Origin of the sequence: Brevundimonas sp. UBA7506 (genome assembly GCF_002479495.1) — a bacterium.
In the GTDB taxonomy this organism is placed as follows: Bacteria; Pseudomonadota; Alphaproteobacteria; order Caulobacterales; family Caulobacteraceae; genus Brevundimonas.
Map to the genome: position 1 here is coordinate 579,315 of NZ_DLNQ01000015.1, position 14,320 is coordinate 593,634.

The 14,320-nt window shown below is 68.4% G+C and carries 17 protein-coding genes; 4 read left to right on the forward strand and 13 right to left on the reverse strand.

What is annotated here, in order from left to right; translation table 11 throughout:
• Window positions 1–81 precede the first annotated feature (81 nt).
• The 6 genes from B3K53_RS15535 to B3K53_RS15560 all read right to left on the reverse strand — a co-directional run bounded on the left by B3K53_RS15535 (window position 82) and on the right by B3K53_RS15560 (window position 4,111).
• Complete coding sequence (locus tag B3K53_RS15535) at window positions 82–1,029, reverse strand: TraB/GumN family protein (protein ID WP_292085492.1); 948 nt, start codon at window positions 1,027–1,029, stop codon at window positions 82–84.
• A 7-nt stretch (window positions 1,030–1,036) separates the two neighbouring features.
• Window positions 1,037–1,231, reverse strand: a complete 195-nt coding sequence (locus tag B3K53_RS15540) for a helix-turn-helix transcriptional regulator (RefSeq protein WP_292085493.1) — start codon at window positions 1,229–1,231, stop codon at window positions 1,037–1,039.
• A gap of 10 nt (window positions 1,232–1,241) precedes the next feature.
• Window positions 1,242–1,700 (reverse strand): hypothetical protein, encoded by a 459-nt coding sequence (locus B3K53_RS15545; RefSeq protein WP_292085495.1) that lies wholly within the window; start codon window positions 1,698–1,700, stop codon window positions 1,242–1,244.
• 61 nt (window positions 1,701–1,761) lie between these two features.
• Window positions 1,762–2,979 (reverse strand): DNA recombination protein RmuC, encoded by a 1,218-nt coding sequence (locus B3K53_RS15550; protein WP_292085497.1) that lies wholly within the window; start codon window positions 2,977–2,979, stop codon window positions 1,762–1,764.
• Between the two features lie 200 nt (window positions 2,980–3,179).
• Window positions 3,180–3,782, reverse strand: a complete 603-nt coding sequence (gene recR, locus B3K53_RS15555; protein WP_292085500.1) for a recombination mediator RecR — start codon at window positions 3,780–3,782, stop codon at window positions 3,180–3,182.
• The gene (locus B3K53_RS15560) at window positions 3,782–4,111 is read right to left on the reverse strand and encodes a YbaB/EbfC family nucleoid-associated protein (RefSeq protein WP_292085502.1); all 330 of its coding nucleotides are present in this window, start codon (window positions 4,109–4,111) and stop codon (window positions 3,782–3,784) included. Before B3K53_RS15560 ends, recR begins: the two co-directional genes overlap by 1 nt.
• 159 nt (window positions 4,112–4,270) lie before the next feature.
• Between B3K53_RS15560 and B3K53_RS15565 the strand changes: the two genes are divergently transcribed.
• A complete protein-coding gene (locus tag B3K53_RS15565; RefSeq protein ID WP_292085503.1) occupies window positions 4,271–4,885 on the forward strand; it encodes a malonic semialdehyde reductase in 615 nt (204 codons plus the stop codon).
• A 138-nt stretch (window positions 4,886–5,023) separates the two neighbouring features.
• Here B3K53_RS15565 and B3K53_RS15570 read toward each other — a convergent pair whose 3' ends face one another.
• From B3K53_RS15570 to B3K53_RS15585, 4 genes are all read right to left on the reverse strand, one after another.
• Complete coding sequence (locus B3K53_RS15570; protein WP_292085504.1) at window positions 5,024–6,865, reverse strand: DNA polymerase III subunit gamma/tau; 1,842 nt, start codon at window positions 6,863–6,865, stop codon at window positions 5,024–5,026.
• Window positions 6,866–6,921: 56 nt separating this feature from the next.
• Window positions 6,922–7,323, reverse strand: a complete 402-nt coding sequence (locus B3K53_RS15575) for a DUF3597 domain-containing protein (RefSeq protein WP_292085505.1) — start codon at window positions 7,321–7,323, stop codon at window positions 6,922–6,924.
• A 75-nt stretch (window positions 7,324–7,398) separates the two neighbouring features.
• Entirely contained in the window at window positions 7,399–8,574 is a 1,176-nt protein-coding gene (locus tag B3K53_RS15580; protein ID WP_292085506.1) for an aromatic amino acid transaminase, read from the reverse strand.
• On the reverse strand, window positions 8,567–8,824 hold the full coding sequence (locus tag B3K53_RS15585) for a DUF6356 family protein (RefSeq protein WP_292085507.1): 258 nt from the start codon (window positions 8,822–8,824) through the stop codon (window positions 8,567–8,569). The genes B3K53_RS15580 and B3K53_RS15585 overlap by 8 nt, the downstream gene beginning before the upstream one ends.
• A 784-nt stretch (window positions 8,825–9,608) precedes the next feature.
• Here B3K53_RS15585 and B3K53_RS15590 point away from each other — a divergent pair.
• Complete coding sequence (locus tag B3K53_RS15590) at window positions 9,609–10,280, forward strand: helix-turn-helix transcriptional regulator (protein WP_292085508.1); 672 nt, start codon at window positions 9,609–9,611, stop codon at window positions 10,278–10,280.
• Here B3K53_RS15590 and B3K53_RS15595 read toward each other — a convergent pair.
• Together B3K53_RS15595 and B3K53_RS15600 are read right to left on the reverse strand one after the other, a co-directional pair.
• Window positions 10,277–10,555, reverse strand: coding sequence for a hypothetical protein (locus B3K53_RS15595; protein WP_292085509.1), 279 nt, complete (start codon window positions 10,553–10,555; stop codon window positions 10,277–10,279). The two genes, B3K53_RS15590 and B3K53_RS15595, sit on opposite strands and share 4 nt — an antisense overlap.
• A 90-nt stretch (window positions 10,556–10,645) precedes the next feature.
• Window positions 10,646–11,167, reverse strand: a complete 522-nt coding sequence (locus B3K53_RS15600; RefSeq protein ID WP_292085510.1) for a hypothetical protein — start codon at window positions 11,165–11,167, stop codon at window positions 10,646–10,648.
• A gap of 148 nt (window positions 11,168–11,315) precedes the next feature.
• On the opposite strand from B3K53_RS15600, the gene B3K53_RS15605 reads away from it, so the two are divergent.
• Both B3K53_RS15605 and B3K53_RS15610 read left to right on the forward strand, forming a co-directional pair.
• Entirely contained in the window at window positions 11,316–12,518 is a 1,203-nt protein-coding gene (locus B3K53_RS15605; protein WP_292085511.1) for a threonine ammonia-lyase, read from the forward strand.
• The gene (locus B3K53_RS15610; protein WP_292085513.1) at window positions 12,499–13,041 is read left to right on the forward strand and encodes an FKBP-type peptidyl-prolyl cis-trans isomerase; all 543 of its coding nucleotides are present in this window, start codon (window positions 12,499–12,501) and stop codon (window positions 13,039–13,041) included. Before B3K53_RS15605 ends, B3K53_RS15610 begins: the two co-directional genes overlap by 20 nt.
• Before the next feature lie 157 nt (window positions 13,042–13,198).
• On the opposite strand, the gene queG is transcribed toward B3K53_RS15610, so the two are convergent.
• The gene (gene queG, locus B3K53_RS15615) at window positions 13,199–14,314 is read right to left on the reverse strand and encodes a tRNA epoxyqueuosine(34) reductase QueG (RefSeq protein ID WP_292085515.1); all 1,116 of its coding nucleotides are present in this window, start codon (window positions 14,312–14,314) and stop codon (window positions 13,199–13,201) included.
• Between the last annotated feature and the right edge of the window lie 6 nt (window positions 14,315–14,320).

The following is a 14,320-nucleotide window of genomic DNA, read 5'->3' on the forward strand; positions in this document are numbered from 1 at the left end:
AGGGACCATAGAGGTCGGGGCTGAAAAGAAAAAGCCCGGCGCGGGGCCGGGCCTGGGGAAAATCGCGTGGTGTGGACCTCGTCAGTCGCTGAGCCGTTCGACTCGAATTCCACGCTGTTCCAGTTGGGCCTGCAGGCTGTCGGCGCCGGCCAGATGGCCCGCGCCGACCGAGATGAAGGCTGTGCCCGAACCGGCGAGGAGCGTCTGGATCTGGTCGGCCCAGGCCTGGTTCCGGCGCGTCAGCATCACAGCGTACATTTCCGGCGATTCCGCCTTCATTTCCTGGCCGATCAGGCGGTCCAGCGTCTCGACGTCGCCGGCGGACCAGGCGCTGACCATGCGGCCGAGCATGGCGTCCGCCTGATCGAACTCCTTGAGGCCCGAGCGCAGCAGGGCCAGTTGCGCGTCCTCGGTCATGTCGGCGACGAAGCCGATCTGCTGGGGTGCGGTCTCGAAGCCCTTGATGGGCTTGCCGGTGGCGGCGGCGCGGGCGTGCAGGATCTGATCCCCGCCGTTGGCTGCCACGTAACCGGCCTTCTGGATCGAGGCGAGGGCCAGTTGCAGGCTGGCCAGCCAGGGGCGCAGCGGATCCAGCTGGGCCGCTGTCGCGCCGACGGTGCGGGCGGCCGCGTCGAGATCGGCCATCTCTTCCGCCGTCAGCAGGCTGGACAGGGGGCGATCGGGCGAGACGCCCTTGGCCTGGATGATCGGCATGACGCCCGACTGGTCGCTCAGATCGGCGATCTCGAACCAGTATTCGTCGGCGCTGGCGAAAGCCCGGTCGACCCGCGCCGTGCCCCAGGGCGTGTCGGGCTTCAGCACATGGACCGTGCCGAACAGGTAGAGGGTGGAATCCTCGTCCTTGACCACCCACAGGCCCGGACCCGAACCGGCGGGCGCGGCGACGACGGCGGCCGGGGCGGCGGACGAGGCCTGCGCCATCGCCGAGGGCGCCAGCAGCAGGGCGGACAGCGCCGCCCCGACCGTCAGGGCTGATCGAAGGCTGTCAGACAGTCGGGCGATGCGCATGGCGGAACTAATCCTCGTCCGAGAAGATGGATTCGATCGGCAGTTGAAACAGGCGCGCGATCTTGAAGGCCAAGGGCAGGGAGGGGTCGTAGCGCCCCGTCTCCAGCGCATTGACGGTCTGGCGCGAGACGCCCAGCTCGGTCGCCAGGTGCGCCTGGCTCCAGTCGCGTTCGGCGCGCAGGACCTTGAGGCGATTGTTCATGCGAGCCTCCTCAGCGCCGCGCCCACCACCACCATGCCCAGGCGACGCCGTAACCGATCAGCATCAGGGTCAGCATGGCGAAGGCGCCCGTAGCGGCGTAGGCGGCGGGATCGACCCGGTCCGAGTACCAGGCGGGAATATTGATCGCGGCGGCCTGCGGCAGCGAGGCCATGATGACCAGGGCGCCGCCCACGGCCATGCCGCTGGATCCGCCCCAATACCAGGCCCACTTGTGCGCTTCCTGCGCCGCCTCGTCGATGGAGGACATCCACTTCAGGCTGACCCACATGGCGATCAGCATGGTGATCACGGCGAAAACGCCGACGGTCCAGAGCGCGGCTGAACTGGACATGACGTCCTGACCGCTGGCCTTCATGAAGCCCAGCACGCCGCCGGTGACGAAGGCCGCCAGAACGACCAGCCCGAGCCCCACGGCGGACTGGATGAGAAGTTTACGCTTGCCGGCCACGCCGCCCCTCCAAAGTTGACAAGTGTGTTTTACACCAGCCTCGTGCGCCGTCAAGCAAGCCCTAGTCGGCGGGCGCGTTCAGCAGTTCGGGGCGGCTGAGGGCGCGCGGCGACTGTTCGACGGGCGGCAGTTCCGGCAGGTCCTTGCCCTCGTGGTCGACTTTCAGGTCCTCGAACCGGCGCGCCGACACCATGACCTGGCTTTCCAGCGAGCCGACGAACTGGTTGTAGCGCCCGACGGCCGCGTCCAAGGCCTTGCCGACCGAGGCGGCGTGGCCGCCCATGACCGACAGGCGCTTGTAGAGCTCCTTGCCCAGCCTGGCGACGTCCTCGGCGTTCCTGGCCTGCTCCTCGGCGCGCCAGCCATAGGCGACGGCCTTGCACAGGGCGAACAGGGTGGTGGGGGTGACGATGACCACGCGCGAGGCCATGGCCTGGGTCATCAGGTCCGGCTCGTGATCCAGGGCGGCGGCCAGGAAGGCGTCGCCGGGCACGAACATGGCGACGAAGTCAGGGCTGGGCTTGAACTGGTCCTGATAGGCCTTGGACGACAGCTGGCGCACGTGGGTCTTCATGCTGGCGGCGGTGCGCAGCGACATGGCCTGGGCCTGGGCTTCGTCATCCCCGTCCGCCTCGTCGGCGAAGGCCAGGGACACCTTGGCGTCGATGACGAACATGCCGCCGCCGGGCAGTTTGACGATGAAGTCCGGGCGCTGCTGGCGCCCCTCGTCGTTGGCCGAGGAGTTCTGCTCCTCGAAGTCGAAGCGCCCCGCCATGCCGGCGGCTTCCAGCACATTGCGGCAGGTCTGCTCGCCCCAGCGGCCGCGACGACCGGTATTGCCCTTCAGCGCCTCGGTCAGGCGGCGCGCCTCGTCGCGGGTGGCGGTCGAGGCGGTCATCAGGGCGGCCAGTTGCTCCTTCAAGCCGCCGGTGTCCTCGGCGCGGGTCTTCTCCAGCGCCGTGACATGTTCCTGGAACTTGGCGAGGGTTTCGGAGACCGGCTTGAGCTGGGCCTCCATCCGTTCACGGGCGACGCGGTCCTGGGCCTGGAAGGTCTCGGTGGCGCGAGCCACCAGCTTGGTCGCCACGGCCTCGGCCGACTGCGAGGCCTGGGCCTTGAGGAACTCGGCCATGGAGTCACGGCTCTCCTCCATCAGCTCCAGCCGGGCGTCGGCGGCGTCCAGCGCCCCCTTGGCCTTCTGCCAGCCCATGAAGGCCCAGAAGAAGCCGGCCACGGCAGCCACGGCGACGACCAGCAGGATGAGTTCGAGCGTGTTCATGCTCCGTTCCTAGCCGGAGTCGCGGGCGGTTGAAAGCGCAGCCGCAGACGCTGCCTTCCGTCATCCCGGACGGCCGTCAGGCCGATCCGGGACCCAGGCGGCGGCTCCCAGCAGAGAAGCAGCCTGCAAATCTCCAACGCCTGGGTCCCGGATCTTCGGCTCGTCAGCGAGCCTGCGTCCGGGATGACCGAGGTTGGGGATTAAGCGGGTCGGCGCGCCCGCAACGCCTGGACGATGGTGCCGTCGTCCAGCCAGTCCAGTTCGCCGCCGACCGGGACGCCGCGCGCCAGCGACGTGACCTCCACCCCGGCCGCCGACAGGCGCTCGGCGAGGTAGTGGGCCGTGGTCTGGCCGTCGACGGTGGCGGGCAGGGCCAGGACGACCTCGCGCGCCTCGCCGCCTTTCGCTCGGCCGATCAGTTCGGCGATGCGCAGCTGTTCGGGCCCGACGCCGTCCAGCGCCGACAGCAGCCCGCCCAGAACGTGATACTTGCCGCGAAAGGCGCCGGACCGCTCCATGGCCCACAGGGCGCCGGCCTCTTCAACGACGCAGATCAGGGCGTTGTCGCGGCTTGTGTCCGAACAGACCGAGCAAGGGTCGCGTGTGTCGGGCGAACCGCAGACCGAGCAGTTGACGACCTTGTCCGCTGTCTCGGCCAGCGAGGCGGCCAGCGGCACGAGAAGTTGCTCGCGCCGTTTCAGCAGGGCCAGGGCCGCGCGCCGGGCCGAGCGCGGACCCATGCCCGGCAGCTTGGCCAGAAGGCTGATGAGCCGTTCGATTTCCGGCCCGGCGGAGGCGGCCATCAGAAGAGTTTCGGCATTCCCGGGATGTTCATCCCGGCCATGGGGCCGGCGGCCTCGCGCATCAGGGCGTTGTTGACCTCGTCCAGCTTGCGCTTGGCGTCGGCGTGGGCGGCGACGATCAGGTCGGCCAGAATCTCGCCCTCGCCGGGGGTCATCAGGCTGTCGTCGATCTTCACCGAGGTGATCTCGCCAGGGCCCTTCAGGGCGATGGAGACAAGGCCGCCGCCCGAGGTGCCCTCGGCGGTGGTTTCGGCCATCTTGGCCTGGGCGTCCTGCAGCTTTTGCTGCATGGCCTGGGCCTGTTGCATCAGGGCGTTGAGGTCTTTCATTCTCCCTAGATAGGGCGATCCGCAGTCCGGCTCCAGACCCTCTTGCAGAACAGCGGTTCAAATCAGCAACAGATTTTGTAGCAGTCCTCTTGACGGCGGCGCGCGACAGGCCATATTCGCCACAACTGAAGTTGCTAATCCTGTTCAGGAGCTTTTCTCATGGCGTTCGACGCCCTTGCCGCCCGCGACGTTCCGGTTTCCGATTCTGTCCTGGCCCAGCTGTTCACCGAGGCGCGCACGCGCAACGGCTGGAGCGATCGCCCGGTCTCCGAGGACCTGATCCGTAAGCTCTACGACCTGACCAAGTTCGGCCCGACGGCGGTGAACGCCACGCCCGCCCGCTTCGTCTTCGTCACCTCGCCCGAGGCCAAGGCGCGCCTGTCGGTCCACATGAGCGAGGGCAACCGCGCCAAGACCCTGGCCGCCCCGGTCAACCTGATCATCGCCCAGGACATCGATTTCCACGAGACCCTGCCCAGGCTGTTCCCGCACGCGCCGGGGGCCCGCGACTGGTTCCTGGACGAGGCGGGTCGTCGCGAAGCCGCCTTCCGCAACGCCTCGCTGCAGGGCGGCTATCTGACCATCGCGGCGCGCGCCCTGGGTCTGGATGTGGGGCCGATGTCGGGCTTCGACGCCGCCGGCGTGAAGGCCGAGTTCTTCCCCGACAGCAATGTCGAGCCGAACTTCATCATGAACCTGGGCTACGGCACCGACGAAAACCTGTTCCCGCGCTCGCCCCGCCTAGACTTCGAGGAAGCCGCGCAGATCCTGTAAGCGCTTCTTCTCTCCTCCCCATGCAATGGGGAGGGGGACCGCGTAGCGGTGGAGGGGCCGGCGGCGCCACGCTCAACCGAGCCCCACCGTCTCGTCGGCTACGCCGCCGATCCACCTCCCCACATAGTGGGGAGGAGATCAGTCGTCCTCGTCGTCTTCCGGGATGGCGGGCATTTCGACCGCCGGGGCCAGGGTCTTGATCTCCTTGATCTCGGCGCCGGGGAAGGCCTGCATGATGGACACCACGAAGGGGTCCGCCTCGACCGCCGCACGGCGGGCGGAGCGGGCCTTTTTCTCGATCTCGATCAGGGTCTCGCCGCCGCCCTGACCATTGGCGGCGATCAGCCAGGTGCGGCCGGTCCATTCCTTGAGCCGCGAGGCCAGACGCCGCGCCAGATCGACGGGCGAACCCGCCGCCGGTTCATAGACGATGGCGCCGGGCTTGAACGACACCGGCTTCACATAGCGCTCGACGTCCATCTGCAGCGTGATCTCACGCTTGTCGCCGATCAGGGCGACCACGGCCTCGAAAGTCTGGGGATTGGGCAAGGCGGGTTGGGCCACAGGCCGCGCCGCCAGCATGGCCGAGGCGCCGCCGCCTCCACCGCCGCCGCCGCGCGGACCGCCCGCGCCGCCGCCCGGCAGGGTCCCCCCCGACTGGATGGCCTTCAGCGCCTCTTCCGGTCCCGGCAGGTCGGCGGCGTAGGCCAGACGGACGATGGCCATTTCCACCGCATCCGCCGGGTTGGGCGCGCGCCGCACCTCGTCCAGGGCCTTGAGCAGCATCTGCCAGGTGCGCGACAGGGTTCCGGCGGAAATCGCCGCGCCGAGCGCCGTCAGCTTCTGCGCCTGATCATTGGGCAGGCGGGTGGCGTTCGGGCCCAGCATCTTGGCGACGGAGGCCGCGTGGCAGTGCTCCAGCAGGTCATTGGTCACCTGCACCGGATCGGCGCCATAGCCGTAGAGGGTGCGGAAGTTTTCCAGCGCCTCAGCGGTGCGTCCGGCCATGACGGATTCGAACAGGGCGATGGTCTGGGTGCGGTCGGCCAGACCCAGCATGTCGCGCACGGTGGCGGTCTGCACCGTCGCCCCGCTTTCGGCCTGAACCAGGGCCTGATCGAGCAAGGACAGGCCGTCGCGCACCGAGCCTTCGGCCGCGCGCGAGATCAGGGCCAGGGCCTCCTGCTCGATCTTCATGCCTTCGCGGTCGGCGATGCGGCCCAGGTGGCCGACCAGGACTTCCGGCTCGACGCGGCGCAGGTCGAAACGCTGGCAGCGCGACAGGATGGTCACCGGGACCTTGCGGATCTCGGTGGTGGCGAAGATGAATTTGGCGTGGGGCGGCGGCTCCTCCAGCGTCTTCAGCAGGGCGTTGAACGCCTGCGTCGACAGCATGTGAACCTCGTCGAGGACATAGACCTTGTAGCGGGCCTCGACCGGCGCGTAGCGGACGCTCTCCAGGATGTCGCGGATGTCGTTGACGCCGGTGTGGGACGCGGCGTCCATCTCCATGACGTCCATGTGCTGGCCAGCCATGATGGCGGCGTCGTGACGCCCGTGCGCCGACAGGGCCAGCGACGGCTTGTCGATGGTGTCCGTCTCGTTGTTCAGGGCGCGGGCCAGCAGGCGGGCGGTCGTCGTCTTGCCGACGCCGCGCACCCCGGTCAGCATGAAGGCGTGGGCGATGCGACCGGTGGCGAAGGCGTTGGTCAGGGTCCTGACCATGGCCTCCTGACCGATCAGGTCCTCGAAGGCGCGCGGGCGATATTTACGCGCCAGAACCTTGTAGGCGCCGTCGTCGGCGGGCTCGTCCGCGAAGGGCTCGGCCTTGGCGGGCGGGGGCGCGGCAGCGGCGACGGGCGCCGCTACAGGTTCAGGCGCAGCGGCGGGAGCGCCGAACATATCGTCGGTGTTCTCGTCCCGCTCGGGAACGTCCTCCTCCCAGGGAGGGCCATCAAGACTCGGATCGACGTCGCTCATGATCCTGTCTTAGCGCGAGAGGGCGCGGTCGCGCACCCCCTCGCGAGAGACGCAGCTCACAGATCGGTGGGCAGACGCCCGCCGTTGTCCCTGATCTTCTGAATCACCTGGGCGTGCAGCCAGATGTTCATGCTGGCGCTGTCCGACTTGTCGCCGGTGTAGCCCAGTTCGTCGGCCAGTTCCTTGCGTTCGGCCAGCGAGGATTCCAGCCCGACCAGCTTCATCAGGTCGACGATGGAGGTGCGCCAGTTCAGCTTCTGCGCCTTCTGGTCGTTCATGAAGTCGAGGATGCCGGCGACATCGACCTCGGGCGCCGGGGCTGCGGCGGCGGGTGCAGCGGGCGCGGCCTGAGGCGCGACAGGCGCCGCAGTCGGCGCAGGCGCGGGCGCCGCCGGTGCGGCGGGCTCGTCCTTCTTTTTCTTGAAAATGCCGCCGAGAATGGACCCGAGAACGCTCATTCGCCTGCTCCTGAAAGGGTGAAGTCCTTTCAGCGGGTCAGGGCGTTTCCGGTTCCGTGACGCTTGCGCGACGCCTCAGTCCAGCGAAGCGAGGGCCGTCGCGAACCGCTCGAAATTGCCCGCGTTCAGCCCCGCGACATTGATGCGGCCCGAGGCGTCCACATAGACGGCGTGGTCCTGGCGCAGGCGATCGACCGAGGCTTCCGACAGGGGTAACAGGGCGAACATGCCGCGCTGACGCGACAGGGCGGACAGGTCCAGTCGGGGCAGGGGCAGGGCGGCCAGTTGCGCCCTCAGCGCATTCACGCGCAGGCGCATGGCATCGAGTTCGGCCCGCCACAGGCCGGTCAGCTCGTCCGACGACAGGATGATCCGCACCAGGGCGGCGCCGTGATCCGGCGGGTTGGACCACAGCAGGCGGGCGTGACCGGCGGCGACCTGGGCCAGGTTGGCGGCGGTGGCCTCGGCCTTGCTGAGCATCAGCAGGGCGCCGGTCCGGTCGCGATAGAGGCCGAAGCTCTTGGAGCAGGACAGGGCGATCAGGGCGTTCTCGCAGCCTTCCAGCTGGATGCGGACGCCGGCCACGTCGTCCTCGACGCTGTCGCCGAGGCCGGGGTAGGCCAGGTCGATCAGGGGCAGAAGGCCCTTGGCGGTCGCGATATCGGCCACCGCGCGCCAGGCGTCGGCGTCCAGATCGACGCCCGTCGGGTTGTGGCAGCAGCCGTGCAGCAGGACGACATCGCCCGGCGCCGCCTGGGCCAGGGCCTCGTCCAGCGCGGCGCGGTTCAGGCCGCCGTCCGCCGTCAGGTGATCGAAGGTCCGCGCGGTCAGGCCGCAGGCGGCGATGATCGGCAGGTGGGCGGGCCAGGTCGGCGTGCCGATCCACACCTGGGCCGCCGGGTTGGCCTGGGCGATGATCTGCAGCGCCAGGCGCAGGGCGCCGGTCCCGCCCGGCGTCTGGATGCGCGACATCCGGGCCTTGAGCGAGGGCGAGAGGTCGGGGAAGGTCGCGGCTTGAAGGCCGAGCGCGAAGGCCGCATCGCCGGCGGGGCCGACATAGCCCTTGGAGGTCTGCTCGGCGTGCAGCAGGGCCTCGGCCGTCTTGACCGCCTTCATGATGGGAATGGCGCCGGTCTCGTCGCGATAGGTGCCGACGCCCAGGTCGATCTTGTCGGCGCGCGGGTCGGCCTGCATCAGTCGGCCCAGCATCATGAGGCTGTCGGTCTTGGCTGTCGGCAGGCGATCAAACATCGGCGGCGGCCGGGGCTGCGGTGGTCTGTTCGGCGCAGGTCGACTTGTTGCGGTGGGTGACCATGCGGTGATGCAGGTCGCTGACCACGCCGCTGCCGGTGCGGACGCACAGGCCGGGGATCAGGGCGTGAACAAAGCAGGCCGCGGCCCCCTTGAACATGGCGGCCCCGAAAGAGGCCGACATGCCCATATGCTCGAAATAGCTTTCGCCGACGGACCTAGGGTGTTCGGTGAACAGGCTCTTGAACATCTCATCCTCCGGCTGAAGGCGTGAATGTCTCCCTGTTTGGCGAGAAATAGTTTCCGAAATCGCGCGCGCCTGGCGCGAGACGCGATGTCAATTTTCTCCATATTGGCGAAGATCGCGAAGAAATATCCGAGCGTCGGGCGCAGGCCTGGCGCTTCGGCGACGACTCCAGTCGGGCGGAACGCTGGGGGGCGTGCGATTCCGCGGTGAGGCCGTCGCGCCGAAGCGCCCATGTTTGAGCGAAGCCGTGGATGCGTCTTCGCCCGGCCCGCCCTTTGGCGCGCCGATCCCGCTAGCGCGGTGGTGGCGATCGGCGTGTCAGGGTCTGGATGGCGTGCGAACCCGGGGGAGGAGGGGGCGCGCGCCGTGGTCCTGGCGTGCATTGGCGGCGCGACAGGTTTCAACTCGGGGAGAAGTCTAGCGGAGGCTTTTCAGCGTCGATCCGCGGGCTGCTAGGGCGAGGTGTTCTGGGCGATCCTGAAAAAACTTCGTTATTTCAGCAATTTATATTATTAACCTATTGTTAGTAATCGTTGTTTCACTTCATTTTGTGCATATACTTCTCCGGGTATTGATTACGTCTTTCTTGTATCAGTATTCGATGTGCAAAATACATGTGACCAGCGTTGGAAATTACGTTGCGTCATGTTCTTTGGCATCACCAATCTGTGGGATGTAGCCGAGAATATTTTGAGGTATGGTGAAATCCGTCAGGATTGTGGCGTTGCGTGAAACGGGTGGTGCAACAACCGGTCGGACGGGGGCGGCCTGAGCTTGGAGTGTCGGTGTGAGACAGGGTTCAGTTGAGACCGGCTTCGCCCCTGAGGCGTCGCAGGAGCCGTTCTGGTTTTCGGCCGACCGTCGCGTGTCGGGTGATCGACGCCGCGCGGTTTCAACCGATGAGGGCGCGCCGAACGCCCTTTGCGGGCGCGCCCTGGCCAACTGGGTCGACGGCGAGCGTCGCGCCCGTCTGATCGTCACGCGCGATCTGGACGTCATGTGGATGAACGAGGCGGCGCGGGCGCTGCGCGACGACGGCGAGGCCTTCGAGGTCTGCGACGGACGTCTGGCGCCGCGCTCGCCGATCATCGCGGGCCTGGTGGCTGCGGCCCGGCCCGAGGAGGCGGGTTGCGCCGTCGTGCCGGGCGAGGGCGGACGTCACTGGGTGGCCTGGGCGCGCGAGGTCTGCGCCCCGCCCAGCGCCCTGATCGGTCTGACCCTGCAGAGGGCGCGCAGCGAAATCCGCTTTCAGGCCCTGATCGAGAACCATCTGCTGACGCCGTCCGAGGGACGGATCATCGAGATGTTGCTGGCGGGGGTCGAGACCGGTCGGATCGCCCAGGCGCTGGACATCTCCATCGAGACCCTGCGCACCCACCTGAAACACGCCTATCAGAAGCTGGGGGTGCGCAGCCGCGGCGAACTCTTCGCCGAGGCCTTGAGTTTCGTCGGTCCCTAGGACGCCGGAGCGGCGACCGGCGTAGCTACGCCCTGCAGGGCCGGCGTGGGCGCGGCGTCAGCGGCGGTCGCCGCGTCGGCGGGCTGCACCAGCAGGGGGCCGAGCGCGAAGGCGGCGACGGCCGCGCCGGCCGACAAGGCCAGAATCGCGACGATGACATAGGCCATGGCTGATCCGGAACGACGGCGACGGATGCCGCCTGCCTTGACGCCGCGAAGGATGACGAACGGGCGCCGGCCGAAGGCCTCGGAGCCGATGATATTATGCTGGGACAAGAACGCGCTCCCCGACTGTCCAGGAATGGATCAGTTCAGAGAGCGGCCCGATAAGGCCAAAGGATGGCGAACGCCGGTCCCCTGGTCGGTTCAACTTCCGAGGGTGACGCTGACCATGCGCCCGCCGCGCGTCTGGACGCGCTTCATGACCACCATGATGTCGTCTCCCGCCTTGACCGGCGAGATCAGGAACCAGCTGCCGTCGGGCAGGCCGGTGAAGCGGAAGGCGTCGGCGGCGCAGGGCTGGGCGCGTTCGAAGGCGCGATAGTCGGCGGCCTGCTCGCCGGCCGAACGAGCGCGCACCACGGCGGCGGGGACCGCGGCGCGGTCGGTCGAGCCGTAGAGGCGCTGCATGCGGGCGCGGGTATAGCCGGTGTCGGGGATCAGGCCGACGTTGCCGACGCAGTGAAAGCTCTTGCCGTCCTGGGCGAAGGCGACCCGGCCCTCGATCGAGGCCTGGCCCGCCCGGGCCGACCAGGCGAAGGCGTCGGCGCTGAAATCGGTCGAACCGGCGCCGGTCGCGCCGCCCATGGGCGTGGTGGCGCAGGCGCCGAGCGTCAGGGCGCCGGCCAGAACGGCGGCGAGGGCGAGGGAAGGGCGACGGATCGACATGGAGGGAGCTCCCGGAACGCGTTTCAAGCTCCACGGGAATGACGCCCGAAGGTGAGACGAGTCAAGGTTGCCCGGCGTCGCGGGCTGGGCCAAAAGGGCGCCGGAGACCGGACGCAGAGACCGGCCGAGAAACGTTTTCAGGGGCTTCATGACCGTCACCATCGACGACATCCGCGCGGCGCAGTCACGCATCGCCGGTCAGGTCGACCGCACCCCCGTCCGCTATTCGCGTCGCCTGTCCCAGCTGACCGGCGCCGAGATCTGGATCAAGTACGACAACCTGCACTTCACCGGCAGCTTCAAGGAGCGCGGCGCCCTGAACCGGTTGCTGCAGCTGACGCCGGACGAAATGAAGCGTGGCGTGGTCGCCGCCTCGGCGGGCAACCACGCCCAGGCCCTGGCCTATCACGGCGGCCGCCTGGGCGTGCCCGTGACCATCGTCATGCCCGAGGGCACCCCCTTCGTGAAGGTGGACGGCACCCGCGCCCACGGCGCCAATGTCGTCATCCACGGTCTCGATTTTTCCGGCTCGACCGAGGAGGCCAAGCGGCTTCAGGCCGAGCACGGCTACGTCTTCGTCTCGGCCTTCGACGACGAGGGCATCGTGGCGGGCCAGGGCGTCTGCGGCCTGGAGTTCATCGAGGACGCGCCGGAACTGGACGCCCTGATCATCCCCATCGGCGGCGGCGGCCTGATCGCCGGGAGCGCCATCGCCGCCAAGGCGATGAAGCCGGACATCAAGATCTTCGGCGTCGAGGCCGCTCGCTATCCCTCCTTCACCGCCCGTCGTCGCGGAGAGCCCGCCAAATGCAGCGGCCAGACCATCGCTGAGGGCATCGCCATCAAGGCCGTGGGCGAAATCCCCTTCGCCTTGGCCGACAGCCTGATCGACGAGGTCTTTGTCTGCGAGGAGGCCGACTTCGAAAAGGGCGTGGCCCTGCTGGCGACGCTGGAGAAGACGGTGGCCGAGGGCGCCGGGGCCGGCGGTCTGGCCGCCATCCTGGCCAACCCGGAACGCTTCAAGGGCATGAAGGTCGGCATCGAGCTGACCGGCGGCAATATCGACGCCCGCATGCTGGCTGTGGTGCTGAACCGCGAAATGGTCCGCGAGAAGCGCCTGATCGTCTATCGCATCCTGGGCGACGACCGCCCCGGCATGCTGTCGGCCATGGCCGCCGTCATCGGCGGATTGGGCGGCAATATCATCGACGTCGTGCACAACCGGCTGGCGCTGGACGTGCCGGCCAAGGGCGCCGAGTTCGACATCATGGTCGAGACCCGCGACGCCCGTCATGCCGAGGAAATCGGCGAAGCCCTCAAGGAACGTGGCTATGAACTTCGCATGGGCTAAGCCCGCACTCGTCGCGGCCTCGGCCGCCGCCCTGCTGGCGGTCGCCGCCTGCAACCGCCAGCCCGCCGTGTCGGGCGCGGATCTGGCGAAGAACGCGGAAGAGGCCGCCGCCTTCATGAAGACCAACGCCTCGGCGGAAGGGGTGCAGACCCTGCCGTCGGGCCTGCAGTACAAGGTCGTGACTAGCGGTCCGGCGGGCGGCGTCCATCCCGACCGCAACGATCTGGCGCGCGTCGACTACGAAGGCAGCCTGACCGACGGCACCGTCTTCGACAGTTCGTTCAAGCGCGGCTCGCCCGCCGTCTTCTCGCCTGAGCAGGTCGTGCCCGGCTGGACCGAGGCCCTGCAATTGATGAAACCCGGCGACGAGTGGCTGCTCTATGTCCCGCCGGAACTGGGCTACGGCGAAGCGGGCGGCCCGCCGTTGATCCCCGGAAACGCCGTCCTGGTGTTCCGGCTGAAGCTGCTGGACGTCGCCCCGGTGCCGGGCGGCGGTCGCGGCGTGGGACAGGCCGACGTCTAAAGACCCTTCTCCCCTTGAGGGAGAAGGTGGGCGCCGAAGGCGCTCGGATGAGGGGTGTTAGCGCTGCGCTCGAAACGCGCGGCGCTGACGTCGATCTCTTCTATCAGGGCGCCGTCGTCACCCCTCATCCGTCATGCTTCGCACGACACCTTCTCCCTCAAGGGGAGAAGGACCATTCGGCTTTGACGCTCTCGTCTTCTTCGCCCGCCAGCCGCGCCTCGCGCAGCGCGGCGAACCGCTCTCCATCCAGCCGCGACAGCGCCCAGACCGCCGCCCCGCGCACCACGGGCGCCGGGTCGTCCAGCAGGGTCTCAACCGGCGCGATCAAGGCCGCGTCCTCTGAGTTCCCCGCCGCATAGAGGACGTTGCGGATGAACCGGTCGCGCCCGATGCGCTTGACCGGGCTCTTGGTGAACAGGGCGCGGAAGGCGGGATCGTCCAGCGCCAGCAGGTCGGCCAGGCGCGGCCCCTTCAAGCTGCCGCGGGCGTGCAGCCGCGCCTCCGACGCGCCCTGCGCGAACTTGTTCCACGGACAGGCGCCCAGACAGTCGTCGCAACCATAGATGCGCGGCCCCGTCGCGATGCGAAACTCGACCGGCCAAGGCTCGGCGTATTCGATCGTGAGATAGGACAGGCAGCGACGCGCATCGATCTGGAAGGGCGCGGGAAAGGCGTTGGTCGGGCAGGCGTCCAGACAGGCGGTGCAGCGGCCGCAGTGCTCGGTTTCGGCCTCGTCCGGTTCGATCTCGGCGGCGGTCAGGATGACCCCCAGGAACAGCCAGTTGCCGTGGGTGCGGCTCAGCAGATTGGTGTGCTTGCCCTGCCAGCCCAGACCGGCGCGCTGGGCCAGGGGCTTCTCCATTAGGGGAGCGGTGTCGACGAAGACCTTCACCTCCTGGCCCAGACGCGCGGCCATCTGCCCCGCCAGGATCTTCAGACGCCCTTTGATGACCTCGTGATAGTCGTCGCCGCGCGCATAGACGGAGATGTAGCCCGCTGAGCGATCCTGCAGTTCCGGCAGGGGATCGGCCTCGGGGCCGTAGTTCATGCCCAGAACGATGGCGGTCTTGGCCCCGTCCCACATGGCGGTGGGGTGGGCGCGGCGCTCCAGCGTCGTCTCCATCCAGCCCATGTCGCCGTGACGGCCCGCTTCGACAAAGTGGGCCAGCTTCTCGCCTGCGCTCCACGGTTCGCTGGCCGAGGCGAAGCGGCACACGCCGAAGCCCAGCTCGGCGGCGCGTTGTCGGATGAAGATGCGGGGATCGGCCGCCATGACGGG

Coding starts and splice junctions, on each gene's coding strand:
- B3K53_RS15535 (WP_292085492.1), bottom strand. CDS start 1,029: ATGCGCATCGCCCGACTGTCTGACAGCCTTCGATCAGCCCTGACGGTC.
- B3K53_RS15560 (WP_292085502.1), bottom strand. CDS start 4,111: ATGAAAGACCTCAACGCCCTGATGCAACAGGCCCAGGCCATGCAGCAA.
- B3K53_RS15565 (WP_292085503.1), top strand. CDS start 4,271: ATGGCGTTCGACGCCCTTGCCGCCCGCGACGTTCCGGTTTCCGATTCT.
- B3K53_RS15585 (WP_292085507.1), bottom strand. CDS start 8,824: ATGTTCAAGAGCCTGTTCACCGAACACCCTAGGTCCGTCGGCGAAAGC.
- queG (WP_292085515.1), bottom strand. CDS start 14,314: ATGGCGGCCGATCCCCGCATCTTCATCCGACAACGCGCCGCCGAGCTG.
- B3K53_RS15550 (WP_292085497.1), bottom strand. CDS start 2,979: ATGAACACGCTCGAACTCATCCTGCTGGTCGTCGCCGTGGCTGCCGTG.
- B3K53_RS15600 (WP_292085510.1), bottom strand. CDS start 11,167: ATGTCGATCCGTCGCCCTTCCCTCGCCCTCGCCGCCGTTCTGGCCGGC.
- B3K53_RS15580 (WP_292085506.1), bottom strand. CDS start 8,574: ATGTTTGATCGCCTGCCGACAGCCAAGACCGACAGCCTCATGATGCTG.
- B3K53_RS15605 (WP_292085511.1), top strand. CDS start 11,316: ATGACCGTCACCATCGACGACATCCGCGCGGCGCAGTCACGCATCGCC.
- B3K53_RS15570 (WP_292085504.1), bottom strand. CDS start 6,865: ATGAGCGACGTCGATCCGAGTCTTGATGGCCCTCCCTGGGAGGAGGAC.
- recR (WP_292085500.1), bottom strand. CDS start 3,782: ATGGCCGCCTCCGCCGGGCCGGAAATCGAACGGCTCATCAGCCTTCTG.
- B3K53_RS15540 (WP_292085493.1), bottom strand. CDS start 1,231: ATGAACAATCGCCTCAAGGTCCTGCGCGCCGAACGCGACTGGAGCCAG.
- B3K53_RS15610 (WP_292085513.1), top strand. CDS start 12,499: ATGAACTTCGCATGGGCTAAGCCCGCACTCGTCGCGGCCTCGGCCGCC.
- B3K53_RS15575 (WP_292085505.1), bottom strand. CDS start 7,323: ATGAGCGTTCTCGGGTCCATTCTCGGCGGCATTTTCAAGAAAAAGAAG.